Source organism: Streptomyces viridochromogenes DSM 40736 (genome assembly GCF_000158955.1).
In the GTDB taxonomy this organism is placed as follows: domain Bacteria; phylum Actinomycetota; class Actinomycetes; order Streptomycetales; family Streptomycetaceae; genus Streptomyces; species Streptomyces venetus.
The window spans coordinates 2,621,979-2,647,984 of record NZ_GG657757.1 but is presented as its reverse complement, the minus strand read 5'-3'; the positions used below and the strand labels follow the sequence as shown (position 1 = coordinate 2,647,984).

Genomic DNA, 26,006 nt, shown 5'->3' with positions numbered 1-26,006 from the left:
TCTCACACTCTCTCTTGGGGACGGGCACGGCCGCCCGTGGGGACAGGGACGAAGAACACGAGGGGGTTTTGTCGAGCTTCGACAAAACCTTAGGGCTGGAGATCTCCATCGACCAGACGCCCCAGGATCAGCGCGATCCGCAGCGTGAAGGCAGAGCGTACATCGGAGGGTGACCAACCGGTGACGTCAGTCACACGTCGAAGCCGGTAGCGGACGGTGTTGGGGTGAACGAACAGCATCCGGGCGGCGCCTTCGAGGCTGCTCGCCTGCTCGAGATAGACGCTGAGGGTCTCCAGGAGCGCGGCTCCGGCCTCCTCCAGTGGTCTGTAGATCTCCTCCACCAGTTGGGCGCGTGCCGAGGGGTCACCGGCGATCGCCCGCTCCGGGAGCAGGTCGTCCGCCAGGACCGGCCGTGGGGCGTCCTGCCAGGCAGAACACGCCTTCAGCCCCGCCGCCGCGGCCTGCGCGGAGCGGGTCGCGGCCTGGAGGTCCGGCACCACCGGGCCCGCAACGACCGGCCCGGCCGCGTACGGGCCGATGAGGGACTTGGCGACGGCCAGCGGGTTGTCGCTGCCGCCCGCGATGACGACCAGACGGTCCCCGAGCACCCCGGTCAGCACCTGGAGCTTGGCGTGCCGGGCGGCCCGCCGGATCGCCTCCACGGTCAGCTCGGAGTCACCGTCGGGCGCGGTGCCGAGCACCACGCACACGTGTTCGGGCGAGTTCCATCCCAGGGCGGCGGCCCGCGACACGGCACCCTCGTCGGCCTCGCCGCTCAGCACCGCGTTCACGACCAGCGACTCCAGCCGGGCGTCCCAGGCGCCGCGCGCCTCGGCGGCCTGCGCGTACACCTGGGCGGTGGCGAAGGCGATCTCCCGGGCGTAGACGAGCAGCGCCTCGCGCAGCACGCTCTCGTCGCCCGGGGCCGCGACCTCGTCGATCGCGCTCTCCATGACCTCGATGGTGGTGCGCACCATCTCCACGGTCTGGCGCAGTGTGATCGCCCGGGTCAGCTCGCGCGGCGCGGTTCCGAACACGTCGGTCGAGATCGCCTGCGGGGCGTCCGGATGCCGGAACCACTCCGTGAAGGCGGCGATGCCCGCCTGCGCGACCAGACCGATCCAGGAACGGTTCTCCGGGGGCATGGCCCGGTACCAGGGCAGCGTCTCGTCCATCCGCGCGATGGCCTGCGCGGCGAGGGATCCGGACGACTTCTCCAGCCGCTTCAGCGTCGCGGCATGCGGGTGGACGTCGTGTGCTGCGGCTTCGTTCTTGCTGGTTTCGGGTTCGGGCACGGGGACAAGACTGCCTTATCCGGACGGGAAGGTGCGTCGCCGGGTCAGGCCCTGCCCGGCGGAGCATGTCGCGGACGCGTTCACCTGTGCTGTTGCTCCACTGCGACCTGCACCGCCGGGCAGGGCCTACGGTGGACCCCGTGATGGACGTGAGGCGCGCGGGCGAGCGCTACCCCGGAGGGGATTCGGCCGCAGGCATCGAGACGTGGCACGCCTTCTCCTTCGGGCCCCACTACGACCCGGACAACCTCCGCTTCGGCGCGGTGATCGCCTGCAACGAGGAGAACCTGGCGCCCGGCGCCGGCTTCGACGAACACCCGCACAGCCACACCGAGATCGTCACGTGGGTGGTGGCGGGCGAACTGACCCACCGGGACTCCACCGGACGCGAGTCGGTGGTGCGCCACGGCGACGTGCAGCGGCTCAGCTCGGCGGGCGGCGTACGGCACGTGGAGCGCAACGACGGCCCCGGCCCCCTGACCTTCGTCCAGATGTGGCTGGCCCCGCTCGACCCCGGCTCAGATCCGTTCTACGAGGTCGTCCACGGCATCGCCGACTCGACGCCCTACGCCCTCCCGGAGGCCGGCGCGATGCTGCACGTACGGCGGCTGAGGGCGGGGGAGCGGACGGCGGTGCCGGACGCGGCGTACGCGTACGTGCACGTCGTACGCGGCGACGTGCGCCTGGACGGTGAGGAGCTGCACACGGGCGACGCGGCGCGGATCACCGACGCCAAGGGCCTGGAGGCGGAGGCCGCGACGGAAGCGGAGCTGCTGGTCTGGGAGATGACCTAGAGCTCGGCGCGTACGGCGTCCGTGAACGCCGGCCACGCCTCGACCGCCCACGGCCCGAACGCCCGGTCCGTCAGTGCGACGCAGGCCGCGCCCGCGTCCGGGTCGATCCACAGGAACGTACCCGACTGCCCGAAATGCCCGAACGTGCGTGGTGAGGACGAAGAGCCGGTCCAGTGCGGAGACTTGCCGTCCCGGATCTCGAAACCGAGGCCCCAGTCGTTCGGGTTCTGGTGCCCGTACCCCGGCAGGACGCCCTTGGTGCCCGGGTACTGCACGGTCATCGCCTCGGCGACCGTACGCGGGTCCAGCAGCCGCGGGGCCTGCACCTCGGCCGCGAACCTCAGCAGGTCCTCGACAGAGGAGACCCCGTCCTTGGCCGGAGAGCCCTCCAGGGCGGTCGAGGTCATGCCCAGCGGCTCCAGCACGGCCTGCCGCAGGTACTCGGCGAAGGGAATGTCGGTCGCCTTCGTGATGTGGTCGCCCAGCTGCTCGAACCCGGCGTTGGAGTACAGCCGCCGTTCCCCGGGCGGGGCTATGACCTTGTGCTCGTCGAAGGCGAGGCCCGAGGTGTGCGCGAGCAGGTGCCGGACGGTCGAACCGGCCGGACCGGCGGGCTCGTCGAGCTCGACCGCCCCCTCCTCGTACGCGACGAGCGCCGCGTAGGCGGCCAGCGGCTTGGTCACCGACGCGAGCGGGAAGCGCTGTCCGGCCGGCCCGTGGGTGCCGAGGACGGTGCCGTCCGCTCGTACGACACCCGCCGCAGCGGTGGGAACCGGCCAGTTCTCGATCAACGCGAGGCTCTTCAGCGACATGCGTTCGAGCCTAAGGGATCCTTGCACTGTGCCCGCCCGGGTCGGGCGCTCACAGTGCAAGGCCCCTATGCGCTCAGAGCGTGAGCTCCAGCAAGGGGTCGGGCTTGGGCCGGAAACCGAGGGACACGTACAGCGGCTCGGCCTCCGGCGAGGCGGTCAGTTGCACGCGCCGGGCGCCACGCTCGCGGAACCACTCCAGCAGCGTCGTCATGCACGCGCGCGCGTACCCGCGGCGCCGCGCGTCCGGGTCGGTGGCCACACTGAAGACGAAGCCCACCTGGCCCCGCGGGTCGGCCGCCCTGCCGATGCGGTACTCGATCGTCCCGGCCACCAGGCACGCCAGCGCCCCCGGCCGCTCCGGGTGGTCCACGACGAATGCCACGAAGTCCGCGTCCGGGTCGCCCAGTTTGGATTTCAGCGTGGGCAGGGATTCCCCGTGCCAGGCGGTGGACGAGTCGGCGGTGAACAGCGAGTCGATCATGACCTGGCGCAGTCGCAGGACTTCCTCGGCGTCTTCGGGCCGGGCGCGGCGTACAGAACTCATGACTCCGTACGCTAACCAGCCGGATCAGGACGCGTCCTGCCGATTTCTTACCGTCGGCGCTTGCTTGGAGCGCACTCCAAGGTTCTAGCGTTGGGGCCATGACGGTGATGGAGACCACGGGGACCAGGACCGACATCTGCGCCGCCCCGCCGCAGCAGAACCGGCGCCCGGACGGTGAGGACAGGTACACGATCAGCGAGGTCGTCGCCTTCACCGGCCTCACAGCGCACACCCTGCGCTGGTACGAGCGCATCGGCCTGATGCCGCACATCGACCGGTCCCACACCGGTCAGCGCCGCTACAGCAACCGCGACCTCGACTGGCTCGACCTCGTCGGCAAGCTCCGCCTGACGGGCATGCCGGTCGCCGACATGGTCCGGTACGCGGAACTGGTCCGCGAGGGCGACCACACCTATGTCGAGCGCTTCGAGCTGCTCCGGACGACCCGCGAGGACGTCCTGGCCAGGATCGACGAACTCCGGGGCACACTCGCCGTGCTCGACCGGAAGATCAGTTTCTACGCGGACGCCGGGCATGCCCTGGCGTCGGAGAGGTCCCGATGACGGACGGCAGGATCACGACGGCAAGGCTCGGCGACAACGGCCCCGAGGTGGGTGTCCAGGGCCTCGGCTGCATGGGCATGAACTTCGGCTACGGCCCCGCGGACGCGGACGCGTCCCGCGCCACCCTGGAACGCGCGCTCGAACTGGGCGTCACCCTCTACGACACGGCCGACGCGTACGGCGCCGGAGAGAACGAGCGGTTCCTGTCACCGTTCTTCAAGGCCCACCGCGACGAGGTCGTCATCGCGACCAAGTTCTCCCTGTCGATACCCCCGGACGACCCGACACGCCGGGTCATCCGCAACGACCCGCCCTACATCCGCCAGGCCGTCGAGGCCAGCCTGAAGCGCCTCGACGTCGACGTCATCGACCTCTACTACATGCACCGGCGCGATGTGAACGTGCCGATCGAGGAGAGCGTCGGCACCATGGCCGACCTGGTCCGCGAGGGCAAGGTCAAGCATCTCGGCCTGAGCGAGGTCACGGCCGACGAACTGCGCGCCGCGCACGCCGTCCACCCCATCGCCGCCGTGCAGTCGGAGTGGTCGCTGTTCAGCCGTGACATCGAGCCGAAGGTGGTTCCCGCGGTCCGCGACCTGGGGGTGGCCCTGGTCGCGTACTCGCCCCTGGGCCGAGGCTTCCTCACGGGCTCCTTCACCAACGCCGACCAGGACCTGACCCCCGGCGACTTCCGCCGCCAGCAGCCCCGCTTCACGGGCGACAACGCGACGGCCAACGCGACCCTGCTGGAGCTGATCCGCTCGGTGGCCGACGCCCACGACGCCTCCCTGGGCCAGATCGCCCTGGCCTGGGCCCACCAGCAGGCCTCGATCCACGACCTCCCCGTGATCCCGATCCCGGGCACCCGCAAGCCGTCCAGGGTGGAGGAGAACACGGCGGCGACCAGGATCGTGCTGACGGAGGAACAACTGGACCTGCTGGATGGAATAGCCGCTCAGGTGGCAGGCAACCGTTACGCGGACATGGCGTTCACTTCTGCCGGACGAGAGTGAATCGGACATAAGGGGCGCGGGGAACTGCGCGACCGGCCACGAACTACCCGCACCCGCCGGCGCGCAGCACCCCGCACACGCTAAAGCTCCGCCAACAACTCGGCCTTTTTGACCGAAAACTCCTCATCCGTCACCAAACCGGCCTGATGCAACTCCCCGAGATGCCGAATCCGCTCGGCGATATCCGCAGGGTCCCGCCTCGGCGCCGCCGCCGGAACAGCCGCCACCGGACTGGACGTCCGCGCCGCGGCCAACACGGCGGCCGCGAACGGCAGGGACTCGTGCACGGGCCCGTACCCCAGCCCGAACACCACCGCGGCGGGATCCTGATCGGCCTGCGAGGCAGAGTCGTCCGCCCCGTCGCGCCGCAGCAGTCGCAGATGCCCTTCGAACACCTCCGGCGACCGCCACTCCACCCCGCTCAGCTCCCCGACACCGAACGTCTGGTCGCCGGCCTTCCACTTCGCCGACGAGGCCCCCGTCCAGAACCAGCGGAAGTTCACGGTCCGCCCGTCGAAGGACGCCTTGCCGTCGTACGCCTTGAAGGACAGCGGCCCCTTCGGCGGCTCCACCAGGAACCGCTCCGCCGGCCCGGACTCCGTCAGCAGGCCCCGCAACTCGTCGGCGTAGTACTCCGCGAGGACCTCCCGCTCGGCGGGCAGCACCAGCCGGTAGGGGTCGCCGCTCTCCTTCAGCTGCCCGGCGGCCGCCTCCATCAGCGGGTCCGCTCCGGGCCGCGGCTCGACGCGCAGCACGACCGTGCCGCGTTTCCCGCGTGTCAGCGTCACCCCGGCGAGCGCGTCCAGGGGGACACGCCGTTCCCCCAGCGCCTGGAAGAGCTTGGGTGTTCGAATCCCCCGTTCGTAGCGGATGAGCACGGAGTCGGACTCGAACTCCCAGGCGGCATGAAATCCGGCCAGTACGTCACCCATGCGGGTCATCGTATGCGGCACGCGCTCCTCCGTCCCCCTCCTGAGCAGACCGCAGTTCCTTCGCCTCTACGCGCGTCAGGCCGCCGCCGTGCCGGACAAACCGGTACGGCAGACGCCGTCTTCGTGCGCGCAGTGCACCGAGCGGTATGCGCCAACGCCGATCTCTGCGAAATTCATCAGGCTTGCCGTACCCGGCTCGAAGTAGCCGGCGTGACCCTTCGCACCCTGCGCCGACAGCACCCGCGCACCGAACCCGGCGGACATCGGATCCGCCCCGTGGCCCAGGCCGCCGACCTCCAGGTACGGCACGTCCTGGATCCAGTCGTCGGTGTCCCGCATCGCCCACACCCGGGCGCTGGTGTGCAGCTGGGCGGCCTTCTGGACGCGCATGCCCGGGCTGCCGGCCACCGCGATGTCGGACACCCGGCCCGGCATCGTGTGCGCGGCGACCCCGCACACCACGGAGCCGTAGCTGTGGCAGAACAGCGACACCGGCGACGAGCCGGGCAGCGACCGCACCAGCGCGTTCAGCCGTACCGCACCCTCCTTGGCGCGCATCGCCGTGGCCGAGTCGATGCCGAGCCCGCTGGGCGCCGTGTAGTCGGCCCAGGCGATCACGGCGGTACGGGTCGAGGGGCTCGTCCTCCGCTCGGCCGAGTACAGCGACTCGGCCATGCCGACGGGCGCCGAGTACTTGCGGTTGGTGCGCTGGAAGGTGAGCAGGTCGGTGTCCACACCGGGCACCACGACCGACACCCGGTCAGCCTCGCGCAGGTCGCCGAAGACCTCCGCCACCCGGCCCGAGCCCTCGGGATCGAAGGCGAGGATGTGGCGGCCCTTCTCCATGAGGTCTTCGAAGCGGTGCATCCGGCGGCCGGCGTCGCTCTTCCCGGCCGGGGTGAGGCGCTTGTCGTGCATGCGTTCCCGCTCGACGTCGCGCGCCTTGTCGAGCGCCACGCGGTTGGCGCGGTAACGCAGCTCGACCGGGGCGCCGTTCATGTTGCCCACCGCGAGCGGGTACGCGCGGACCAGGCTCGCACGCTCCCGCTCGGTGAGCGAGGCGAAGAAGCGGGCCAGCTTCGTCGGCTGGGACTGCGGGTCCGGCAGCCGGTGTCCGCCGATCCGGCCGTGCTCCCAGGCGGAGAGCGAGGCCTGCAGCGGAGTGTCACCCCGCTGGTTGCGCAGGGCCGTCCAGCCGGTGGTCGCCAGCATCACGAACACCACGGCCAGAGCGAGCAGTGCGCGCCAGACGTTCAGTTGCGGGGAGGTGTCGAAGGAAGTCACTGGAAGGACACACTAGGAGAACGAGAGGGTCTCGCGTTAACCAAGTGACCGGGATCACGTTTCGGTGTATGTGCTAAGGGGAGGGCTCCGTATGCCAGTTCCCCGCCAGCGCGGGACCCACCTGATCCAGGTATGTCGCGGTGAGTTGGCGCATCGCGTCGAGGGTGAGGTCGTCCCCGGTGGACCACAGTCGCTCGGTGACGCGAATCACCCCGCCGAACAGGGCCACGACGATCCTCGGACGCGGATCCGCGTCAACGTCGAGCCCCTCGCGCTCCGCGATGATCCGCGCGAGCTGCTCCTCCAGCTCCGCCGACCGCCGCAGATGCGCGGCGAGCAGTGCGGGCGTCGACTCGATCACCCGGTAGACGCGCATGTGGAGCTCGATCGGCACGAGCTCCACGATGGCCTCGTTGATCGCGTCCCAGCTCTCCAGCACGGCCCTGCGCAGCGCCTCCAGGGGCGCCTCGCCCGGCGGGCGGGCCCGTACGGCGTCGACGACGAGTGCCTCCGCGAGGCGCGGCACGAAGAACGCGGTCTCCTCCTTGCCGGCGAAGTAGCGGAAGAAGGTGCGCTGCGAGACGTCGACGGCGGCGGCGATGTCGTCGACGGTCGTCTCGTCGTACCCGCGCGTGGCGAACAGTTCCAGGGCGGCCCGCAGCAGGGCGTCCCGGGTGCGCCGTTTCTTGCGTTCGCGCAGGTTCAAGAGGTGCCTCTCGTCTGAAGTGTTTGCCCAGTTCAGGCTATACGGGGGTGACCTGACAGTTACCGACTTGTGAATTGGTTTGTCAATTGTCAGTGGCTGTCATTAGCCTCGAACGCATGACTAGTCAGACCACCATCGACACGACGGGGTCGGGGGGCGACGCGCCGGCTTCGCCGTCGGACGCGACGCCGGGCAAGGGGCTGCGAGGGCACCCCTGGCTCACCCTCATCACCGTCGCTGTGGGGGTCATGATGGTGGCCCTCGACGGCACCATCGTGGCCATAGCCAACCCGGCGATCCAGAAGGACCTCGGCGCCACCTTCGCCGAGGTGCAGTGGATCACCAACGGATACTTCCTCGCCCTCGCGGTCTCCCTGATCACCGCGGGCAAGCTCGGCGACCGCTTCGGTCACCGGCAGACCTTCCTCATCGGCGTGGTCGGCTTCGCCGCCGCCTCGGGCGCCATCGGACTGTCCGACAGCATCGCGCTGGTCGTCACCTTCCGCGTCCTTCAGGGCCTGTTCGGCGCGCTGCTGATGCCGGCCGCGCTCGGCCTGCTGCGGGCCACCTTCCCGGCCGAGAAGCTCAACATGGCCATCGGCATCTGGGGCATGGTCATCGGCGCGTCCACCGCGGGCGGCCCGATCCTCGGCGGTGTGCTCGTCGAGCACGTCAACTGGCAGTCGGTGTTCTTCATCAACGTGCCGGTCGGTGTCCTCGCCGTCGTCCTCGGTGTCTGGATCCTCCTCGACCACCGTGCGGAGAACGCCCCGCGCTCCTTCGACCTCCTGGGCATCGCCCTGCTGTCGACCGCGGTGTTCTGCCTGGTGTGGGCGCTCATCAAGGCCCCGCCGTCCGAGTGGGGCTGGGGCGACGTCAAGACCCTGGCATTCCTCGGCGCTTCGGTGCTGTGCTTCGCGGTCTTCGCCTTCTGGGAGACGAGGGTGAAGGAGCCGCTGATCCCGCTCGCGCTGTTCCGGTCCGTGGCGCTGTCCGCCGGTGTCGTGCTGATGGTCCTGATGGCCATCGCCTTCATGGGCGGCCTGTTCTTCGTGACGTTCTACCTGCAGAACGTGCACGGCATGAGCCCGATCGACGCGGGACTGCACCTGCTGCCGCTGACCGGCATGATGATCGTCGGCTCGCCGCTCGCCGGCGCGATGATCACCAAGGTGGGCCCGCGGATCCCGCTCGCCGGCGGTATGGCGCTCACCGCGATCGCCATGTACGGGATGTCGACGCTGGAGACGGACACCGGAAGCGGCATCATGTCGCTCTGGTTCGCCCTGCTCGGCCTCGGTCTCGCGCCGGTGATGGTCGGCGCGACCGAAGTCATCGTCGGCAACGCCCCGATGGAGCTGTCCGGCGTGGCGGGCGGTCTCCAGCAGGCCGCCATGCAGATCGGCGGCAGCCTCGGTACGGCCGTGCTGGGTGCCGTGATGGCGTCCAAGGTCAACAGCGACCTCGCGGGCAACTGGGAGAAGGCGGGGCTTCCGCCGCTGACGCCGGAGCAGGAGCACCAGGCGTCCGAGGCCGTCCAGGTCGGTGTCCCGCCGCTGGCGCCGGGGACGCCGGACGCGATCGCCGCCAAGATCACGGGCGTCGCGCACGACACGTTCATCTCCGGTATGAGCGCGGCGTCGCTCGTCGCCTCGGGGGTCGCCGTGGTGGCGGTGCTGGTGGCGTTCCTGACGAAGCGCGGTGAGAACGCGGGGGCCGGCGCGGGCGCGGCGCACATCTGACGGCCGCCCCCGAGGTGTTCGCCTATCAGGGTGAACAGCACCGTCGAACTCTCCCCTCCGGCGCGCATCGCAGGTCACAGTGGGTCAAGTCCTCCGCAGGGCATGGAGGGTGGACGCTGCGGCGCGCTGCTGGAGGGGGGCAGCGCGCAGGCAGCGGGATTAGGGCCTGCATGGGGGGTACTCGACCATCAAGTACCCGAACCGAACCCCAACCGACTGAGGGTTCACGGGAGTTGATGATGGCGAGCTTCGGACACGGTACGCGCAGGCACCCCCGCTCACGTGGCCGGATGTGGTCACGGACCGGGCCGGATCGCGCGACGCTCGGAATCATCGGAGTCATCTGCGCGGTCGCCGGATTCTTCGTGCTGGGGATCATCCTCGGCCCCGCGGCGATCGTCTGCGGCTGGCTCGCCATGGGCCGCGCCTGGTCGGGCTCCCGCCCGACCACGGCCGTGGTCGCCCTCGTTCTGGGCGCCATCGACACGCTCCTGGCCATCATCTGGCTGGCCGGAGCGGCAACACCGGGCAACGGCATGCTGTTCTGAAGCCAGCTGCGGGCATGCGTGCCGCCAGAGGCGGCACGGGTGGGCGCGGCGGCACCCTGCTACGCCGGGCTGCGCAACACCCCGCCCCCAGCGACGACCCCGAGGGCTACTGAACTCGCGTCCCCTTCAGCGCCGCGACCTCTCCCCGCAACGCCCGCACCTCCTCCGCCAGCTCCCGAATCGCCTCCGTCTGCCGCCGCTCCTCCACGTCATCCTTCTCGAACCGCGCGATGAACCACGCCGCGATGTTCGCCGTCACCACACCCAGCAACGCGATCCCCGACAGCATCAGCCCGACCGCGATCATCCGCCCCAACCCGGTCGTCGGCGCGTGATCCCCGTACCCCACCGTCGTCATCGTCGTGAAGGACCACCACACCGCGTCCCCCAACGTCCGGATGTTCCCGTCCGGCGCGTCCCGCTCCACCGACAGCACCGCCAGCGACCCGAACATCAGCAGCCCGACCACCGAACCGGCGACATACGTCGTGAGCCTGATCTGCGACGCCATCCGCGCCCGCTGCCCGACCAGCAGCAGCGTCGACACCAGCCGCAGCAACCGCATCGGCTGCAGCATCGGCAGCAGCACCGCCGCCAGATCGAGCCAGTGCGTGCGTACGAACAGCAGCCGCTCCCGGGCGAGCCCGAGCCGTACGGCGTAGTCGAGCGCGAACGCGCCCCACACCACCCACTCGACGGCCATGCACACCTCCACCACGCCCCGGCTCGCGTCGGGCCGGACGATCGGCACGGCATAGGCGACGGCGAAGGCGAGGGCCAGGCCGAAGAGCGGCCGTTGCGTGTGCTGTTCCCAACGGAATTGGGCCGACTGCTGCTGCATGGCCGAATCGTAGGAAACGTGAAGGGGTGGTGCGCCCACGGTGTACCCGTGAGGCTCACCACCCCTTGACGAGTGCCGGACGCGTTACGCGTCGCCGCCCGCGGCCCCCGGGTCGGCCGCCGCCACGTCGAGCAGCTGGTACCGGTCGATCGCCTGCTTGAGCACCGACCGGTCGACCTTGCCGGCACGCGCCAGCTCGGTCAGCACCCCCACCACGATCGACTGCGCGTCGATGTGGAAGAAGCGGCGGGCGGCGCCGCGCGTGTCCGCGAAGCCGAAGCCGTCCGCGCCCAGCGACTGGTACGTCTGCGGCACCCAGCGCGCGATCTGGTCCGGAACCGCTCGCATCCAGTCGGACACGGCCACGACCGGACCCTGCGCGTCGGCGAGCTTCCGCGTCACGTACGGCACCCGCTGCTCCTCCTCGGGGTGCAGCAGGTTGTGCTGCTCGCAGGCCACGGCCTCGCGCCGCAGCTCGTTCCAGGAGGTCGCCGACCACACGTCGGCCTTGACGTTCCAGTCCTCGGCCAGGATCTTCTGGGCCTCGATCGCCCAGGGCAGCGCCACCCCGGACGCCAGGATCTGCGCCGGGACGGTGCCCGCCGTGCCCTCGCTGAAGCGGTAGAGGCCCTTGAGGATGCCGTCGACGTCCACGTTCTCCGGCTCGGCCGGGTGCTGGATGGGCTCGTTGTAGACGGTCAGGTAGTAGAAGACGTCCTCGCCGTGCGGGTGTTCCTCGTCGCCGCCGTACATCCGGCGCAGGCCGTCCTTCACGATGTGCGCGATCTCGAAGCCGAACGCCGGGTCGTACGCGACGCAGCCCGGGTTCGTGGAGGCCAGCAGCTGGGAGTGGCCGTCCGCGTGCTGGAGGCCCTCGCCGGTCAGGGTCGTACGCCCGGCGGTCGCGCCCAGGACGAAACCGCGCGCCAGCTGGTCGGACATCTGCCAGAACTGGTCGCCGGTGCGCTGGAAACCGAACATCGAGTAGAAGACGTAGACCGGGATCAGCGGCTCGCCGTGGGTCGCGTAGGCCGAGCCGGCCGCGATCAGGGACGCCGTACAGCCCGCCTCGGAGATGCCGTCGTGCAGCATCTGGCCGTTCGGCGACTCCTTGTAGGCGAGCAGCAGGTCACGGTCGACCGACTCGTACTGCTGGCCGAGCGGGTTGTAGATCTTCGCACTCGGGAAGAACGAGTCCATGCCGAACGTGCGGTACTCGTCCGGCGCGATCAGCACGAACCGCTTGCCGATCTCCTTGTCCCGCATGAGGTCCTTGAGGAGGCGGACGAAAGCCATCGTCGTCGCGATGGACTGCTGGCCCGAGCCCTTCTTCACGGTCGCGTACGTCTTGTCCTCGGGTAGCGGCAGCGGCTTGGAGCGCACGACACGCGTCGGGACGTAACCGCCGAGCCCCTTGCGGCGGTCGTGCATGTACTGGATCTCCTCCGAGTCCCGGCCCGGGTGGTAGTACGGCGGGACGCCGGACTCCAGCTCCTTGTCCGAGATCGGCAGGTGGAGGCGGTCGCGGAAGCGCTTGAGGTCGTCGACCGTCAGCTTCTTCATCTGGTGCGTGGCGTTGCGGCCCTCGAAGTTCGGGCCCAGGGTCCAGCCCTTGATCGTCTTGGCGAGGATCACCGTCGGCTGGCCCTTGTGCTCCACGGCCGCCTTGTACGCCGCGAAGATCTTCCGGTGGTCGTGACCGCCGCGCCCCAGGTGCAGGATCTGGTCGTCGGTCATGCCCTCGACCATCGCGCGCAGCCGCTGGTCGTCGCCGAAGAAGTGGTCGCGGATGTACGCGCCGGTCTCCGTGGCGTACGTCTGGAACTGTCCGTCGGGCGTGGTGTTCATCTTGTTGACCAGCACGCCGTCGCGGTCCTGGGCGAGCAGCGGGTCCCAGCTGCGGTCCCAGACCAGCTTGATCACGTTCCAGCCGGCGCCGCGGAAGACCGACTCCAATTCCTGGATGATCTTGCCGTTGCCCCGCACCGGGCCGTCGAGGCGCTGGAGGTTGCAGTTGACCACGAAGGTCAGGTTGTCCAGGCCTTCCCGGGCGGCGAGCGTGAGCTGCCCCAGCGACTCGGGCTCGTCCATCTCGCCGTCGCCGAGGAACGCCCACACGTGCGACTTGGAGGTGTCGGCGATCCCGCGCGCGTGCATGTAGCGGTTCATCCGGGCCTGGTAGATCGCGCCGATCGGGCCGAGGCCCATCGACACGGTCGGGAACTCCCAGAAGTCCGGCATCAGCCGCGGGTGGGGGTACGACGACAGGCCGTGGGGCGCCTTGGACTTCTCCTGACGGAAGCCGTCCAGGTTCTGCTCGCTGAGCCGGTCCAGCAGGAAGGCGCGGGCGTAGATGCCGGGCGAGGCGTGGCCCTGGAAGAAGACCTGGTCGCCGCCGAGGCCGTCGTCCTTGCCGCGGAAGAAGTGGTTGAAGCCGACGTCGTAGAGGGAGGCGGAGGACGCGAACGTGGCGATGTGGCCGCCGACGCCGATGCCGGGGCGCTGGGCCCTGGAGACCATCACCGCCGCGTTCCACCGGGTCGCGTTGAGGACCTTGCGCTCGATCTCCTCGTTGCCCGGGAAGAACGGCTCGCTCTTGGTCGGGATGGTGTTGACGTAGTCCGTGCTGCGCATCTCCGGCACGGCCACGCGCTTCTCGCGGGCCCGCTCGATCAGCCGCAGCATGAGGTAGCGGGCCCGCTCCCGGCCGCGCTCGTCGACGGCGGCGTCGAGGGAATCGAGCCACTCCTGCGTCTCTTCGGGATCGAAGTCAGGAACCTGACTCGGAAGGCCGCCAATGATGATCGGGTTGCGATCGGATGCGGAAGCCACGCTGTTCCTTACCTGTCAGAGGGCCTGCGAGGGCCGCTGTTTCGCTGTCGTCGCCGGGGCGTCGTCGCTGGGGCGCGCCTTCCCCATGGTCCACCTCGGGGCCGGGAAACGTCATCTCTACCGACCGGTAACCCAGACGTGAGATCGACTCCGTGACGTATCGGGCGAATACCTTCGAGTCTCGTACCCACAGACGATTCCCAAACGCCCAAACAGGGCAGAAAGGTGTGGTGTACGTCACCTCGGACCATGATGGTGTGCCTGGAGTTGCGGCGACACGGCCAGGATCGTCACCGTTTCGGCGGTCTGAACGGCCGGGTACTTGCGCGATCCGTCCCGCCCGTGTGGACTACGGCCAATGCTTCGCGCACGCGCGTGGCTGAGATATTCCCAAGACATGATCAGGAGGCAACCCGTGAGCGCGACCGCGGACCACGCGGAGGAGCGGACGAACCCTGCCGCCAGGCTGGGGTTCCAGCCCGGGCAGGTGGTCCAGGAGATCGGCTACGACGACGACGTGGATCAGGAGCTCCGCGAGGCCATCGAGGGCATTGTCGAGAGCGACCTGGTGGACGAGGACTACGACGACGTGGCCGACGCCGTTGTGCTGTGGTTCCGTGACGACGACGGCGACCTGACGGACTCGCTGGTCGACGCCACCACGTACATCGAAGAGGGCGGTGCCATCCTGCTCCTCACGCCGAAGACCGGCCGTTCGGGCTACGTAGAGCCGAGCGACATCTCGGAAGCCGCCACGACGGCGGGTCTGACGGCGTCCAAGAGCGTCAGCGTCGGCAAGGACTGGAGCGGCAGCCGGCTGGCCACGCCGAAAGCGGCCAAGTCCAAGCGCTAGCCGCACGGGCGGGGCGGATCGGCGCTGCCGGTCCGCCCACCGGTCTGCGCCGGTTCCTGCGTAGGGTGGTCCCACTGTCGAAGCCCCAGGAAGGGACACCCACCACGATGGCGATCCAGGTCGGCGACAAGGCCCCTGACTTCGAGCTCAAGGACAACCACGGCGCGAGCGTGAAGCTGTCCGACTTCCGCGGTGAGAAGAACGTCGTCCTGCTCTTCTACCCCTTCGCCTTCACCGGCGTCTGCACCGGCGAGCTGTGCGAGCTGCGCGACAACCTGCCGCAGTTCTCCGACCGCGACACCCAGCTGCTCGCCGTCTCCAACGACTCCATCCACACCCTGCGCGTCTTCGCCGAGCAGGAGGGCCTGGAGTACCCGCTGCTGTCGGACTTCTGGCCGCACGGCAACGTCTCGCGTGCCTACGGCGTCTTCGACGACGACAAGGGCTGCGCCGTGCGCGGCACCTTCGTCATCGACAAGGAGGGCGTCGTGCGCTGGACCATCGTCAACGGCCTGCCGGACGCGCGCGACCTGAACGACTACGTGAAGGCGCTCGACGCCCTGTGACGCCGCTCGGGCCGCACACGCTCGACACCCGCTGATTTGTCGCCTTCAGGGACTGCGAGGGGCGGGAACCCGTCACTAGGATCGACTCGTTGATCCGACATCCGAGCACAACGGGGCATCCCGCCCCAGAACACCAATGGAGGACTCGTGGGAGTCAGCCTCAGCAAGGGCGGCAACGTATCGCTGACCAAGGAGGCGCCGGGCCTGACCGCGGTCATCATCGGTCTGGGGTGGGACGTCCGCACCACGACCGGCACCGACTTCGACCTGGACGCCAGCGCGCTGCTGCTGAACAACTCCGGCAAGGTCGGCAACGACCAGCACTTCATCTTCTTCAACAACCTCAAGAGCCCGGACGGCTCCGTCGAGCACACCGGTGACAACCTCACCGGTGAGGGCGAGGGCGACGACGAGCAGATCAAGGTCGACCTCGCCGGCGTCCCGGCCGACGTGGAGAAGATCGTCTTCCCGGTCTCGATCTACGACGCCGAGACCCGCCAGCAGTCCTTCGGCCAGGTCCGCAACGCGTTCATCCGCGTCGTGAACCAGGCCGGCGGCACCGAGATCGCCCGCTACGACCTGAGCGAGGACGCGTCCACCGAGACCGCCATGGTCTTCGGTGAGCTCTACCGGCACGGAGCGGAGTGGAAGTTCCGCGCCATCGGCCAGGGCTACGCCTCGGGCCTGCGCGGTATCGCGCAGGACTTCGGTGTGAACGTCTGAGCCGCCCGTAAGGCCTCGCTCGCGGGGCCTGAAGGTCTTTTCGTCCGGCGCCGCGCGGTTTACGTGCGGCGCCGGACGCGCAGGACCACCTGGGAAACACCATTCGGGGAGGGAATCATGGGCGTCACACTCGCCAAGGGGGGCAACGTCTCCCTGTCCAAGGCCGCACCGAACCTCACTCAGGTGATGATCGGGCTCGGCTGGGACGCGCGCTCCACCACCGGAGCCGACTTCGACCTCGACGCCAGCGCCCTGATGTGCAGCGGCGGACGCGTGCTCGGGGACGAGTGGTTCGTCTTCTACAACCAGCTCAAGAGCCCGGACGGCTCGGTGGAGCACACCGGTGACAACCTCACCGGCGAGGGCGAGGGCGACGACGAGTCGCTCCTGATCGACCTCTCCAAGGTGCCGCCGCAGTGCGACAAGATCGTCTTTCCGGTCTCGATCCACATGGCCGACGAGCGGGGGCAGACTTTCGGCCAGGTCAGCAACGCCTTCATCCGCGTCGTGAACCAGGCGGACGGCCAGGAGCTCGCCCGCTACGACCTCAGCGAGGACGCCTCCACCGAGACCGCCATGATCTTCGGCGAGGTCTATCGGTACCAGGGCGAATGGAAGTTCAGAGCCGTCGGACAGGGGTACGCGTCGGGGCTGCGGGGCATCGCGCTGGACTTCGGGGTCAACGTCTCATAACGCGATATGAGCAAAATCCGGGGCCCATGGGGGTGCCGAGGGGGTCCGACTAGACTTCGGCTTCAAAAGTTCGTAAAGCCGGGTACGGCGCGGGGGAGCCCCGTACACACACGATTGGGTAGCCAGTGGTTCTGAAAACCTTCGGGTGGTCGTTCGCGGTCACCGCGCTCGGCCTGGTCGCGGCGGTCCTGTTCGGCGGGTGGACCGCGCTCGGCGTCGTCGCGATTCTCTCCGTCCTCGAGATCTCGCTGTCCTTCGACAACGCGGTGGTCAACGCCGGGATCCTGAAGAAGATGAATGCCTTCTGGCAGAAGATCTTCCTCACGGTCGGCATCCTGATCGCCGTCTTCGGCATGCGGCTGGTCTTCCCTGTCGTGATCGTCGCGATCAGTGCCCAGCTGGGACCGCTCGAGGCCGTCAACCTCGCCCTGAACGACAAGGAGCAGTACCAGCAGCTGGTGACGGACGCCCACCCGGCGATCGCCGCCTTCGGTGGCATGTTCCTGCTGATGATCTTCCTGGACTTCATCTTCGAGGACCGGGACATCAAGTGGCTGGCCTGGCTGGAGCGGCCGCTGGCCAAGCTCGGCAAGGTCGACATGCTGTCGGTCTGCATCGCGCTGATCGTCCTGCTGATCTCGGCACTGACCTTCGCGGCCAACGCCCACCAGCACGGCGGCGCACACGTCGACAAGGCCGAGACGGTCCTGCTCTCCGGCATCGCCGGTCTGATCACTTACATGATCGTCGGCGGTCTCTCCGGGTACTTCGAGGACAAGCTCGAAGAGGAGGAGGAACGCGAGCAGGAGGCGGAGGAAGAAGCCGAACGCACCGGCAAGCCCCGCTCCGCCGTCGCCCTGGCCGGCAAGGCCGCCTTCTTCATGTTCCTGTACCTCGAGGTCCTGGACGCGTCCTTCTCCTTCGACGGCGTGATCGGCGCCTTCGCCATCACCAACGACATCGTCCTGATGGCCCTCGGCCTCGGCATCGGCGCCATGTACGTCCGGTCGCTGACGGTCTACCTGGTCCGCCAGGGCACCCTCGACGACTACGTCTACCTGGAGCACGGCGCGCACTACGCGATCGGCGCGCTCGCCGTCCTCCTGCTCGTCACCATCCAGTACCAGATCAACGAGATCATCACCGGCCTCATCGGCGTCGTCCTGATCGCCGCCTCCTTCTGGTCCTCCGTGCGACGCAACAAGGCGCTTGCGGCGGCCGAGGGAAAGGCCGACTCGGACGAGAAGACTGAGGTCTCGTCCGGGGTGTGACACCCCTCCGGGTGAGGAACGCTCTGTGCGGGGCGGCTGCCGAGGCGACTCCTCGGGGCCGCCCCGTCGGTCGTCAAGGGCCGCGGGTACGACGGTGACCCGCGGTCTCCAAGTGAACGTGGGGGCGGAATGGGCCTGTTCGACGGACTCCGGCGTGGCGATGTGCAGTTCGACTCGGGCCACGCGGCAACCAACGCGATCGAACTGACCAAACGGCGCGCTCAGATATCGCTCACCAAGCAGGACGCGGCCACCGGCCATCTGCGCGTCAACCTGAGCTGGCGGATGCGGACCTCCGACATCGGGGGCCCGCAGCGGGAGAGCCTGCTGCGGCACCCCTTCCGGGCGCTGAAGCCGCCGGAGGTCGTCGGCCACAGCCAGAGCATGGTCAACGTCGACCTCGACCTGGGCTGTCTGTACGAGCTCCAGGACGGCACCAAGGGCGTCGTCCAGCCCCTCGGGGGCTACTTCGGCGACGTCAACGCTCCGCCGTACGTCAAGCTCAGCGGCGACGACCGCTTCGGCTCCGGGTCCGGCGAGACGATGTACATCAACCTCGACCACCGCGAGAGCATCAAGCGACTCCTGGTCTTCGTCTACATCTACGACCAGACGCCGGCCTTTGACCGCACCCACGCCAGCCTCACCCTCTACCCGAGCAGCGGGCCGCGCATCGAGATCCACCTCGACGAACGCCAGCCACAGGCCCGCTCCTGCGCCGTCGTCATGATCGAGAACGTCAAGAACGAGATCGTGGTGCGCCGCGAGGCGAAGTTCGTCTACGGCTTCCAGGCCGAGATCGACCGGCTGTACGGGTGGGGGTTGCAGTGGGGCCGGGGGTACAAGACGAAGGTCGATCGCTGAGGGCCGCCGCTGTGCCCGGGGCGCCGCCCGGAGGGAGGACGCTCGGACGCTCGTGCGAGGATCCCCGGGTGCTCGTGCGAAGATCCCCGGGTGAATGATTTACGCGTCCGCCCCGCCATCGAGTCCGACCTTCCCACCCTCGTCCGCCTCCGCGACGACGCGGCACGTTGGATGCTGACCCGCGGCGTCACGGGGCAGTGGCGGCCGGGAGAGCTGGGCGAGGACCACTTCCACCGGGTCATGGCGCACGGCGAGGTCTGGCTCGCGGAGTCGGGCGGGCTCGTCGCGGGCGCCTGGGAGCTGTGGTGGGAGGACGAGAGCGCCTGGGGCCCGCAGCCGCCCGTGGCCGGATACGTGCACCGGCTCATGGTGGACCGGAGCACCGCCTCACCCGGCACGGGGCGCCGGCTGCTGAGGGCCGCGGAACGCCGGGTCGCGGCCGTGGGACGGACCCTTGTGCGTCTGGACTGCCTCGCCGGCAACGCACCGCTCAACGCCTACTACCGGCAGGCCGGGTACCGCGTCGTGGGCCGTAAGGAGGGCAAGCCGCAGCCGGGTGGGCCGCCCAAGGCGTTCACGCTGCTGGAGAAGGACCTCCGGCAGGACGTGGAGGGCGGCGACCAGGGCTTCCTCGCTGTCAGCGGCCGATGAACTGCGGGCCCTGAGGGGGCAGACGGACGTCCGGGTCGGGGGTCCCGGCGGGGACGGGCTGGGGATAGCCGTATCCCGACTGTGCCCCCGTGACGCCCGCCGTGGCCGGCGCCTGAGGGTAGCCGTAGGCGGGCTGGCCGGCGGGCTGCGGGTAGCCGTAGGCCGGCTGCTGGGGCGGATAGCCGTACCCGGGCTGCGCGGGCACCGCGGTCGGCTGCTCCGGCGGCAGTGGCCTGGACACCTCGGCGGCGGGCTGGGCCGGGGGATGCTGGATGGTCGCGGCCGTGGTCGGGGGTGTGGGAACGGTCGTGGTCGGCGGTTCCTCCAGCGCCTCCGACTCGTCCACGGAGATGCCGTAGTCGGTCGCGAGCCCCTCCAGCCCGTTCGAATAGCCCTCGCCCAGCGCCCGGAACTTCCAGCCCTCCCCGCGCCGGTACAGCTCACCGCAGATCAGCGCGGTCTCCTCGCCCGTCTCCGGCTTGACGTCGAAGTACGCCAGCGCTTCCGACCCGGTGCTCGCCGCGTCGTACAGCAGAATGCGCAGCGCCTGTACGCGGTCGAAGGTCACGCCGTCCGCCGATGCGACCAGCAGAATCCGGCTGACTCCCGACTCGACACCGGTGAGCTCCGTCTGGATCGTGTCGGTCAGGCCCTCGGCGACCCGCTTCTTGCCGAGCCGCCACACCTTCCCGGAGGGGTGCCGGGGCTGGTTGTAGAAGACGAAGTCCTCGTCGGAGCGCGTCCGGCCGTCGGGGCCGAGGAGCAGCGCGGAGGCGTCGACGTCCGGAACCCCCTGCCCGGGCGTCCAGCGCAGCACGGCGCGTACCGTGGTGGCTTCCAGCGGGACGTTCGACCCCTTCAGCATCGCGTGCGTCATACGGTCATCCTGCCTTCTCGGTCCTGCTCACGACAACGCGGGGCCGCGGCGTCACGAGCGGCGCCGACGGCCGTCGCGGACTACCGTCGTCATGGCCGAGTCTGGCTGTGCTTGCCCGCGTTACCTGAAATTCATGGCCTATGGGAACCTCTGACAACGCCTTCTACGTACTATTACCGGCCAGCTTTCGACGATTCGCAGGTCGCACAACCACCACGGGGGAGTTCCATGCGTCATTTCGGGCACGTCGCCCCTGAGGTGCGGAAGCGTCTCTTCCATCGCGAGCCGGGCGCGTTCACCCCGGACTCCCCGGCCCGGCTGCTCTCGGCCGCCCTGGGAGCCACGCTCTACAGCCCGGCCACCCGGCCGCGCCTCGCCGACGACATCCTCAAGCAGGCCGGTCGAGGCGTGGTCTCGATGGTGCTGTGCCTGGAGGACTCGATCGACGACGCGGAGGTCGGCCCGGGCGAGGAGAACCTCGTCCGCCAGCTCGCCGGCCTCGCCGGGCTCCCGGACGCCGATGTGCCGCTGCTGTTCATCCGGGTCCGTGTCCCCGAGCAGATCCCCGACCTCGTACGCCGCCTCGGGCCCGCCGTGCGGCTGCTGTCCGGGTTCGTGCTGCCGAAGTTCACCGCGGAACGCGGCATCCCGTTCCTCGATGCGCTGGCGACCGCCGAGGCCGAAAGCGGCCGTCGCCTTTTCGCCATGCCGGTGCTGGAGTCGCCGGAGCTGCTCTACCGGGAGTCGCGCGTGGAGACCCTGGAGGGCATCTCCCGGGCCGTCGACAAGTACCGCGACCGCGTGCTGGCCCTGCGCCTCGGCGTGACGGACTTCTGCTCCTCGTACGGGCTGCGCAGAGGCCCCGACATGACCGCGTACGACGTCCAGGTCGTCGCCTCCGTGATCGCCGACGTGGTGAACATGCTGGGCCGGGCCGACGGCACCGGCTTCACCGTGACCGGGCCGGTGTGGGAGTACTTCCGGGTCCAGGAGCGCATGTTCAAGCCGCAGCTGAGGCAGAGCCCCTTCCTTGAGGTGCAGGCCGCGGAACTGCGCGAGAAGCTGATTGAGCACGCCATGGACGGCCTGCTCCGGGAGATCTCCCTGGACCAGGCCAACGGTCTGCTGGGCAAGACCTGCATCCACCCCTCGCACGTGCTGCCGGTGCACGCCCTGTCGGTCGTCAGCCACGAGGAGTTCTCGGACGCCGAGGACATACTGCGCCCCGAGCGCGGCGGCGGGGGTGTCCTGAGGTCGGCGTACACGAACAAGATGAACGAGGTGAAGCCGCATCGGGCCTGGGCCGAGCGGACCCTGCTGCGTGCCGAGGTTTTCGGCGTGGCCGGCGAGGACATCGGCTTCGTGGAACTGCTGGCGGCGGGATTGCCGGGCTGAGGGCATGGAGAAGGCGGAGAAGGCAGTGAACGAGGGGGAGCACGGCGAGATGCGCGACGACGCCGACGGTGTCTGGTCCGGCAGCTGGGTCGCCGAACGGCTCGGTGTCGAGCTAGTCGGCGACGACCGGCTGACCGACCTGCTGGGGCTGGCACTGCGCCGCAACCCCAAGCGGGCCCACCTGCTGGTGTCGAACGTGCTGGGCAAGCACGTACCGCAGTCCCCGTCCGTCGTCTACGGCTACGGGTTCGAGCTCGGCCGCCGGGTGCGTGAGCTGCTGGGCGACGACGAGGCACGCCGGGCGGTGGTGCTCGGCTACGCGGAGACCGCGACCGGCCTCGGCCACTCCGTCGCCGACGGGCTGGGTCTCGCCCCCTGCCTGCACTCCACCCGCCGCCCCGTCGCCGGTGTCGCCACGGCCGGCGGCTTCGAGGAGTCCCACTCGCACGCCACCTCCCACCTGCTGCTGCCGGAGGATCCCGTGCTGCTGACCGGTGACGGGCCGCTGGTGCTGGTCGACGACGAGTTCTCCACGGGGAACACGGTGCTGAACACCGTCCGGGATCTGCATGGGCGGTATCCGCGGCGGCGCTACGTCGTGGTGGCGCTGGTCGACATGCGGTCGGCGGGGGACGCCGGGCGGCTGGAGGAGTTCGCCCGTGAGATCGGCGCCCGTGTGGACCTGGTCGCGGCGGCGTCGGGGGCGGTGCGGTTGCCCGAGGGGGTGCTGGAGAAAGGGCAGGAGCTGGTGGCGCGGTACGAGTCCGAGAGCGCCGCGGCAGGTGCTCTGCCGTCTGCGGCGCCGTCGGGGTTGTTCGCGCGGTTCCCCGCGCCCCCCAACGATGGCGCTGCCGTCGAAGCCGACCAGGAGGCCGACCCCCTGGGGGGCGCGGGGAACCGCGCGACAAGCCCCCACCGGCCCGCACCCGGAAGTCAACCGCATAGACCTGCGCTGGCCCGCCGGGCTGCCGGACGGCGGTCGGCACGGCTTCACTCCCTCCCATCGGGAGCGCTTGGAGGCCGCCCTGCCCGAGATGGCCGCCCGGCTCGCCGACGCCCTGCCCCCCGACGCACACCGCGTGCACATCCTCGGCTTCGAAGAGCTGATGTACACCCCCCTCCGGCTCGCGCACGAGCTGGAGCGCACGACCGACGTCGAGGTCCGTTACTCCACCACCACCCGCTCACCCGTCCTGGCCGTCGACGACCCGGGTTACGCGATACGCACCCGGCTCACCTTCCCCGCCCACGACGACCCCGCCGACGGCCCCGGCGAGCGGTACGCCTACAACGTCGCCGGTGCCGGATTCGACGCCGTCGTCGCGGTGGTCGACTCGACCGCGGACACTCCCGCGCTGCACGCGCCCGACGGCCTGCTGGCCCGGCTCGCCGCGCACGCCCCGCACGTGCTGCTCGCCGTCATCCCCTCGTACGTCCCCGACGCGTACGTCCCCGAAAGGCCCTCCATGCTGCCCGAGCCCCTCCGCGGCCCCGCCTTCTCCTCGTACGCGCCCGAGGAGGTCGGCTGGCTGCTCCAGGACCTCTCGGACGTGACGCTGGAGGCGCCGACCGAGGAGCGCGAGGAGGCGATCCAGAGCGGCGGCGCGCACTACGCCGAGTCGCTGCCCGTGGAGTACCAGCCGAACGAGCAGTACCAGGCCCTGTTCCACGCCGCGCTGGAGACCTCGGCGGCCCGCATCGCCCAGGCGGTCGGCGTGGTCACCGAGACGGTCCTCACCGAGCGCGCTCCCCGCCCGGTCCTGGTCTCGCTGGCCCGCGCGGGGACGCCCGTCGGCATCCTCATGCGCCGCTGGGCGCAGTACCGGCACGGCATCGACCTGCCGCACTACGCCGTGTCGATCGTCCGCGGACGCGGTATCGACGCCAACGCGCTGCGCTGGCTCGCCGCACACCACGACCCCCGGGACGTCGTCTTCGTCGACGGCTGGACCGGCAAGGGCGCCATCACCCGCGAACTCGCCCAGGCCCTGGAGGAGTTCGAGAAGTCCGACGGCATCACCGGCTTCAGCCCCGAGATCGCCGTCCTGGCCGACCCGGGCTCCTGCGTACGGACCTACGGCACCCGCGAGGACTTCCTCATCCCCTCCGCCTGCCTCAACTCGACCGTGTCCGGCCTGATCTCACGGACCGTGCTGCGGGCGGACCTGGTCGGCCCGCACGACTTCCACGGCGCCAAGTTCTACCGCGAACTCGCCGGCACCGACGTCTCGGTGACCTTCCTGGACGCCGTGTCCGCCCGCTTCCCGGAGGTCGCCGACGCGGCCTGCGTCCAGGCCAAGGAACTGCTCGCCGTCGACCGCTCGCCCACCTGGGAGGGCTGGGCCGCCGTCGAGCGCATCAGCGACGAGTACGGCATCCACGACATGAACCTCGTCAAGCCCGGCGTCGGCGAGACCACCCGGGTGCTGCTGCGCCGCGTGCCCTGGAAGGTGCTGGCACGCGCCGGGGCGGGCAGCGACCTCGACCACGTACGCCTGCTGGCCGAGCAGCGCGGCGTGCCCGTCGAGGAGGTCGACGCACTGCCGTACACCTGCGTGGGCCTGATCCACCCCCGGTACACCCGGGGCGCGACCGGCGCCGACGGCAAGGCGGTGACGCTCTGATGCCCGCACTCGTCGCCAGCGACCTCGACCGCACACTGATCTACTCCGCCGCGGCTCTGGCCCTCACCATGCCGGACGCCCGGGCGCCCCGGCTGCTCTGCGTGGAGGTGCATGAGAGCAGACCGCTGTCGTACCTGACGGAGACGGCGGCCCAGCTCCTCACCGACCTGGGCGACGCGGCCGTGTTCGTGCCGACGACGACCCGGACGCGCAAGCAGTACCAGCGCATCAACCTGCCGGGCCCGGAGCCCAGGTACGCGATCTGCGCCAACGGCGGCCACCTCCTGGTGGACGGCGTATCCGACGCCGACTGGCACGCCCAGGTGACCGCACGGCTCGCCGACCAGTGCGCGCCCCTCGCCGAGGTGCAGGAACACCTGCTGAGGGCCGCCGACCCGGTCTGGGTGCGCAAGCACCGCGTCGCCGACGACCTCTTCGCCTACCTCGTCGTCGAGCGTGAACTGCTGCCCGAGGACTGGGTGAAGGAACTCGCCGTGTGGGCGGAGAACCGCGGCTGGACGGTGTCCCTCCAGGGCCGCAAGATCTACGCCGTGCCCAAGCCGCTCACCAAGAGCGCGGCGATGCGCGAGGTCGCCCGGCGGACCGGGGCCGATCTCACCCTCGCCGCCGGGGACTCCCTGCTCGACGCCGATCTGCTCCTCGCGGCGGATCGGGGCTGGCGCCCGGGGCACGGGGAGTTGGCCGACACCGGTTTCACAGCTCCCTCGATCAGGGCGCTTCCCGAACGGGGGGTTCTCGCCGGGGAGCGGATCCTGACGGAGTTTCTGGGGGCAGTGAGGGGCGCCTGAGAGCTCGGGTGTCCTGGTCGTCGTGCGGGTGCGGCTTCGCTGTGGCTTGTCGCGCCCCGCGGCGGAGCCGCAGATCGACACAGCCCCGCGCCCCTTTGGGGCGCCCCCCTTCAGGGCGCCCCCCTTCACGGCGTCGCAGCAGCCGTAGGGCTATGAACCCCAGCGCCGCGAGCGCCGCCGCGGCGAGGACCACCTTCGAGTAGGTGGAGACGATGTCCGTGACCTGGTGCCAGTTCGCCCCCAGGAAGTAGCCCGCGAGCACGAACGCGGTGTTCCAGATCGCGCTGCCCAGGGTGGTCAGGCCCAGGAACACCGGCAGGCGCATGCGTTCGACTCCCGCCGGCACGGAGATCAGGCTGCGGAAGATCGGGATCATCCGGCCGAAGAACACCGCCTTGGTGCCGTGCCGCAGGAACCACGCCTCCGTCTTCTCGATGTCCGAGACCTTCACCAACGGCAGCCGGGCCGCTATCGCCACCGTCCGGTCACGGCCGAGCAGCGCACCGACTCCGTACAGCGCGAGCGCGCCGATCACCGAGCCGGCCGTCGTCCACAGCAGGACGGCGAGCAGGCTCATCCGGCCGCTGCTCGCGGCGAACCCGGCCAGCGGCAGGATCACTTCGCTGGGCAGCGGCGGGAACAGGTTCTCCAGGGCGATGGCGAGACCGGCGCCCGGCGCGCCCAGCGCGTCCATGAGGTCGTTGACCCACTGCGGCCCGACGTCCGCTGCGATGGCTGTCATGCCGCCACGCTAGGAAACCGGAGCTGAAGAAC

Annotated in this window: 24 protein-coding genes and 1 pseudogene; 15 read left to right on the top strand and 10 right to left on the bottom strand. The window is 69.9% G+C overall.

From position 1 onward, the window contains the following. Positions 1-89 precede the first annotated feature (89 nt). On the bottom strand, positions 90-1,295 hold the full coding sequence (gene fasR, locus SSQG_RS11620; RefSeq protein WP_003989949.1) for a fatty acid biosynthesis transcriptional regulator FasR: 1,206 nt from the start codon (positions 1,293-1,295) through the stop codon (positions 90-92). Positions 1,296-1,435: 140 nt separating this feature from the next. Between fasR and SSQG_RS11615 the strand changes: the two genes are divergently transcribed. Further along, on the top strand, positions 1,436-2,089 hold the full coding sequence (locus SSQG_RS11615; RefSeq protein ID WP_003989948.1) for a pirin family protein: 654 nt from the start codon (positions 1,436-1,438) through the stop codon (positions 2,087-2,089). Here the strand turns inward: SSQG_RS11615 and SSQG_RS11610 are convergent. Together SSQG_RS11610 and SSQG_RS11605 are read right to left on the bottom strand one after the other, a co-directional pair. Beyond that, positions 2,086-2,901: a serine hydrolase domain-containing protein gene (locus SSQG_RS11610; protein WP_003989947.1), complete on the bottom strand. Its 816-nt coding sequence runs from the start codon at positions 2,899-2,901 to the stop codon at positions 2,086-2,088. The genes SSQG_RS11615 and SSQG_RS11610 overlap by 4 nt on opposite strands. Before the next feature lie 73 nt (positions 2,902-2,974). Beyond that, positions 2,975-3,445 (bottom strand): GNAT family N-acetyltransferase, encoded by a 471-nt coding sequence (locus SSQG_RS11605; RefSeq protein ID WP_003989946.1) that lies wholly within the window; start codon positions 3,443-3,445, stop codon positions 2,975-2,977. Between the two features lie 98 nt (positions 3,446-3,543). Here SSQG_RS11605 and SSQG_RS11600 point away from each other — a divergent pair, with 98 nt between their 5' ends. Further along, positions 3,544-4,008 (top strand): MerR family transcriptional regulator, encoded by a 465-nt coding sequence (locus SSQG_RS11600; protein WP_003989945.1) that lies wholly within the window; start codon positions 3,544-3,546, stop codon positions 4,006-4,008. Further along, complete coding sequence (locus tag SSQG_RS11595; protein ID WP_003989944.1) at positions 4,005-5,021, top strand: aldo/keto reductase; 1,017 nt, start codon at positions 4,005-4,007, stop codon at positions 5,019-5,021. Before SSQG_RS11600 ends, SSQG_RS11595 begins: the two co-directional genes overlap by 4 nt. 80 nt (positions 5,022-5,101) lie before the next feature. On the opposite strand, the gene SSQG_RS11590 is transcribed toward SSQG_RS11595, so the two are convergent. The 3 genes from SSQG_RS11590 to SSQG_RS11580 all read right to left on the bottom strand — a co-directional run bounded on the left by SSQG_RS11590 (position 5,102) and on the right by SSQG_RS11580 (position 7,943). Further along, on the bottom strand, positions 5,102-5,962 hold the full coding sequence (locus SSQG_RS11590; RefSeq protein ID WP_039934980.1) for a DUF4429 domain-containing protein: 861 nt from the start codon (positions 5,960-5,962) through the stop codon (positions 5,102-5,104). A 66-nt stretch (positions 5,963-6,028) separates the two neighbouring features. Further along, on the bottom strand, positions 6,029-7,237 hold the full coding sequence (locus SSQG_RS11585) for an alpha/beta hydrolase (RefSeq protein ID WP_003989942.1): 1,209 nt from the start codon (positions 7,235-7,237) through the stop codon (positions 6,029-6,031). A 73-nt stretch (positions 7,238-7,310) separates the two neighbouring features. Further along, entirely contained in the window at positions 7,311-7,943 is a 633-nt protein-coding gene (locus SSQG_RS11580; RefSeq protein ID WP_039932424.1) for a TetR family transcriptional regulator, read from the bottom strand. A gap of 116 nt (positions 7,944-8,059) precedes the next feature. Between SSQG_RS11580 and SSQG_RS11575 the strand changes: the two genes are divergently transcribed. Together SSQG_RS11575 and SSQG_RS11570 are read left to right on the top strand one after the other, a co-directional pair. Then, positions 8,060-9,685 (top strand): MFS transporter, encoded by a 1,626-nt coding sequence (locus SSQG_RS11575; RefSeq protein ID WP_003989940.1) that lies wholly within the window; start codon positions 8,060-8,062, stop codon positions 9,683-9,685. A gap of 236 nt (positions 9,686-9,921) precedes the next feature. Further along, positions 9,922-10,233 (top strand): hypothetical protein, encoded by a 312-nt coding sequence (locus SSQG_RS11570; protein WP_003989939.1) that lies wholly within the window; start codon positions 9,922-9,924, stop codon positions 10,231-10,233. Between the two features lie 106 nt (positions 10,234-10,339). Here SSQG_RS11570 and SSQG_RS11565 read toward each other — a convergent pair whose 3' ends face one another. Together SSQG_RS11565 and aceE are read right to left on the bottom strand one after the other, a co-directional pair. Beyond that, the gene (locus SSQG_RS11565) at positions 10,340-11,074 is read right to left on the bottom strand and encodes a potassium channel family protein (protein ID WP_039932422.1); all 735 of its coding nucleotides are present in this window, start codon (positions 11,072-11,074) and stop codon (positions 10,340-10,342) included. 84 nt (positions 11,075-11,158) lie between these two features. Beyond that, entirely contained in the window at positions 11,159-13,906 is a 2,748-nt protein-coding gene (gene aceE, locus SSQG_RS11560) for a pyruvate dehydrogenase (acetyl-transferring), homodimeric type (RefSeq protein WP_003989937.1), read from the bottom strand. A gap of 415 nt (positions 13,907-14,321) precedes the next feature. Between aceE and SSQG_RS11555 the strand changes: the two genes are divergently transcribed. The 7 genes from SSQG_RS11555 to SSQG_RS11525 all read left to right on the top strand — a co-directional run bounded on the left by SSQG_RS11555 (position 14,322) and on the right by SSQG_RS11525 (position 19,527). Further along, positions 14,322-14,759, top strand: a complete 438-nt coding sequence (locus tag SSQG_RS11555; RefSeq protein WP_039932421.1) for a DUF3052 domain-containing protein — start codon at positions 14,322-14,324, stop codon at positions 14,757-14,759. Between the two features lie 107 nt (positions 14,760-14,866). Further along, positions 14,867-15,325 (top strand): peroxiredoxin, encoded by a 459-nt coding sequence (locus tag SSQG_RS11550; RefSeq protein ID WP_003989934.1) that lies wholly within the window; start codon positions 14,867-14,869, stop codon positions 15,323-15,325. Between the two features lie 147 nt (positions 15,326-15,472). Beyond that, complete coding sequence (locus SSQG_RS11545; RefSeq protein WP_003989933.1) at positions 15,473-16,048, top strand: TerD family protein; 576 nt, start codon at positions 15,473-15,475, stop codon at positions 16,046-16,048. A gap of 117 nt (positions 16,049-16,165) precedes the next feature. Next, complete coding sequence (locus SSQG_RS11540; protein ID WP_003989932.1) at positions 16,166-16,741, top strand: TerD family protein; 576 nt, start codon at positions 16,166-16,168, stop codon at positions 16,739-16,741. A 125-nt stretch (positions 16,742-16,866) separates the two neighbouring features. Continuing rightward, entirely contained in the window at positions 16,867-18,012 is a 1,146-nt protein-coding gene (locus SSQG_RS11535) for a DUF475 domain-containing protein (protein WP_003989931.1), read from the top strand. 129 nt (positions 18,013-18,141) lie between these two features. Next, a complete protein-coding gene (locus tag SSQG_RS11530) occupies positions 18,142-18,876 on the top strand; it encodes a TerD family protein (RefSeq protein WP_003989930.1) in 735 nt (244 codons plus the stop codon). 90 nt (positions 18,877-18,966) lie between these two features. Next, complete coding sequence (locus SSQG_RS11525) at positions 18,967-19,527, top strand: GNAT family N-acetyltransferase (protein WP_039932419.1); 561 nt, start codon at positions 18,967-18,969, stop codon at positions 19,525-19,527. On the opposite strand, the gene SSQG_RS11520 is transcribed toward SSQG_RS11525, so the two are convergent. Next, on the bottom strand, positions 19,514-20,404 hold the full coding sequence (locus SSQG_RS11520; RefSeq protein WP_003989928.1) for a TerD family protein: 891 nt from the start codon (positions 20,402-20,404) through the stop codon (positions 19,514-19,516). The two genes, SSQG_RS11525 and SSQG_RS11520, sit on opposite strands and share 14 nt — an antisense overlap. Positions 20,405-20,632: 228 nt before the next feature. Here SSQG_RS11520 and SSQG_RS11515 point away from each other — a divergent pair, with 228 nt between their 5' ends. From SSQG_RS11515 to SSQG_RS11500, 3 genes and pseudogenes are all read left to right on the top strand, one after another. Then, the gene (locus SSQG_RS11515) at positions 20,633-21,799 is read left to right on the top strand and encodes an HpcH/HpaI aldolase/citrate lyase family protein (RefSeq protein WP_003989927.1); all 1,167 of its coding nucleotides are present in this window, start codon (positions 20,633-20,635) and stop codon (positions 21,797-21,799) included. Between the two features lie 49 nt (positions 21,800-21,848). After that, positions 21,849-24,423: pseudogene (locus SSQG_RS43975) on the top strand (phosphoribosyltransferase). Then, positions 24,423-25,232, top strand: a complete 810-nt coding sequence (locus tag SSQG_RS11500; protein WP_039932416.1) for a hypothetical protein — start codon at positions 24,423-24,425, stop codon at positions 25,230-25,232. Before SSQG_RS43975 ends, SSQG_RS11500 begins: the two are co-directional and overlap by 1 nt. Here SSQG_RS11500 and SSQG_RS11495 read toward each other — a convergent pair. Next, complete coding sequence (locus SSQG_RS11495; RefSeq protein WP_003989924.1) at positions 25,153-25,974, bottom strand: DedA family protein; 822 nt, start codon at positions 25,972-25,974, stop codon at positions 25,153-25,155. The two genes, SSQG_RS11500 and SSQG_RS11495, sit on opposite strands and share 80 nt — an antisense overlap. Between the last annotated feature and the right edge of the window lie 32 nt (positions 25,975-26,006).

Coding starts and splice junctions, on each gene's coding strand:
- SSQG_RS11610 (WP_003989947.1), bottom strand. CDS start 2,901: ATGTCGCTGAAGAGCCTCGCGTTGATCGAGAACTGGCCGGTTCCCACC.
- SSQG_RS11605 (WP_003989946.1), bottom strand. CDS start 3,445: ATGAGTTCTGTACGCCGCGCCCGGCCCGAAGACGCCGAGGAAGTCCTG.
- SSQG_RS11600 (WP_003989945.1), top strand. CDS start 3,544: ATGACGGTGATGGAGACCACGGGGACCAGGACCGACATCTGCGCCGCC.
- SSQG_RS11595 (WP_003989944.1), top strand. CDS start 4,005: ATGACGGACGGCAGGATCACGACGGCAAGGCTCGGCGACAACGGCCCC.
- SSQG_RS11590 (WP_039934980.1), bottom strand. CDS start 5,962: ATGACCCGCATGGGTGACGTACTGGCCGGATTTCATGCCGCCTGGGAG.
- SSQG_RS11575 (WP_003989940.1), top strand. CDS start 8,060: ATGACTAGTCAGACCACCATCGACACGACGGGGTCGGGGGGCGACGCG.
- SSQG_RS11570 (WP_003989939.1), top strand. CDS start 9,922: ATGATGGCGAGCTTCGGACACGGTACGCGCAGGCACCCCCGCTCACGT.
- SSQG_RS11565 (WP_039932422.1), bottom strand. CDS start 11,074: ATGCAGCAGCAGTCGGCCCAATTCCGTTGGGAACAGCACACGCAACGG.
- SSQG_RS11550 (WP_003989934.1), top strand. CDS start 14,867: ATGGCGATCCAGGTCGGCGACAAGGCCCCTGACTTCGAGCTCAAGGAC.
- SSQG_RS11540 (WP_003989932.1), top strand. CDS start 16,166: ATGGGCGTCACACTCGCCAAGGGGGGCAACGTCTCCCTGTCCAAGGCC.
- SSQG_RS11530 (WP_003989930.1), top strand. CDS start 18,142: ATGGGCCTGTTCGACGGACTCCGGCGTGGCGATGTGCAGTTCGACTCG.
- SSQG_RS11520 (WP_003989928.1), bottom strand. CDS start 20,404: ATGACGCACGCGATGCTGAAGGGGTCGAACGTCCCGCTGGAAGCCACC.
- SSQG_RS11515 (WP_003989927.1), top strand. CDS start 20,633: ATGCGTCATTTCGGGCACGTCGCCCCTGAGGTGCGGAAGCGTCTCTTC.
- SSQG_RS11500 (WP_039932416.1), top strand. CDS start 24,423: ATGCCCGCACTCGTCGCCAGCGACCTCGACCGCACACTGATCTACTCC.
- SSQG_RS11495 (WP_003989924.1), bottom strand. CDS start 25,974: ATGACAGCCATCGCAGCGGACGTCGGGCCGCAGTGGGTCAACGACCTC.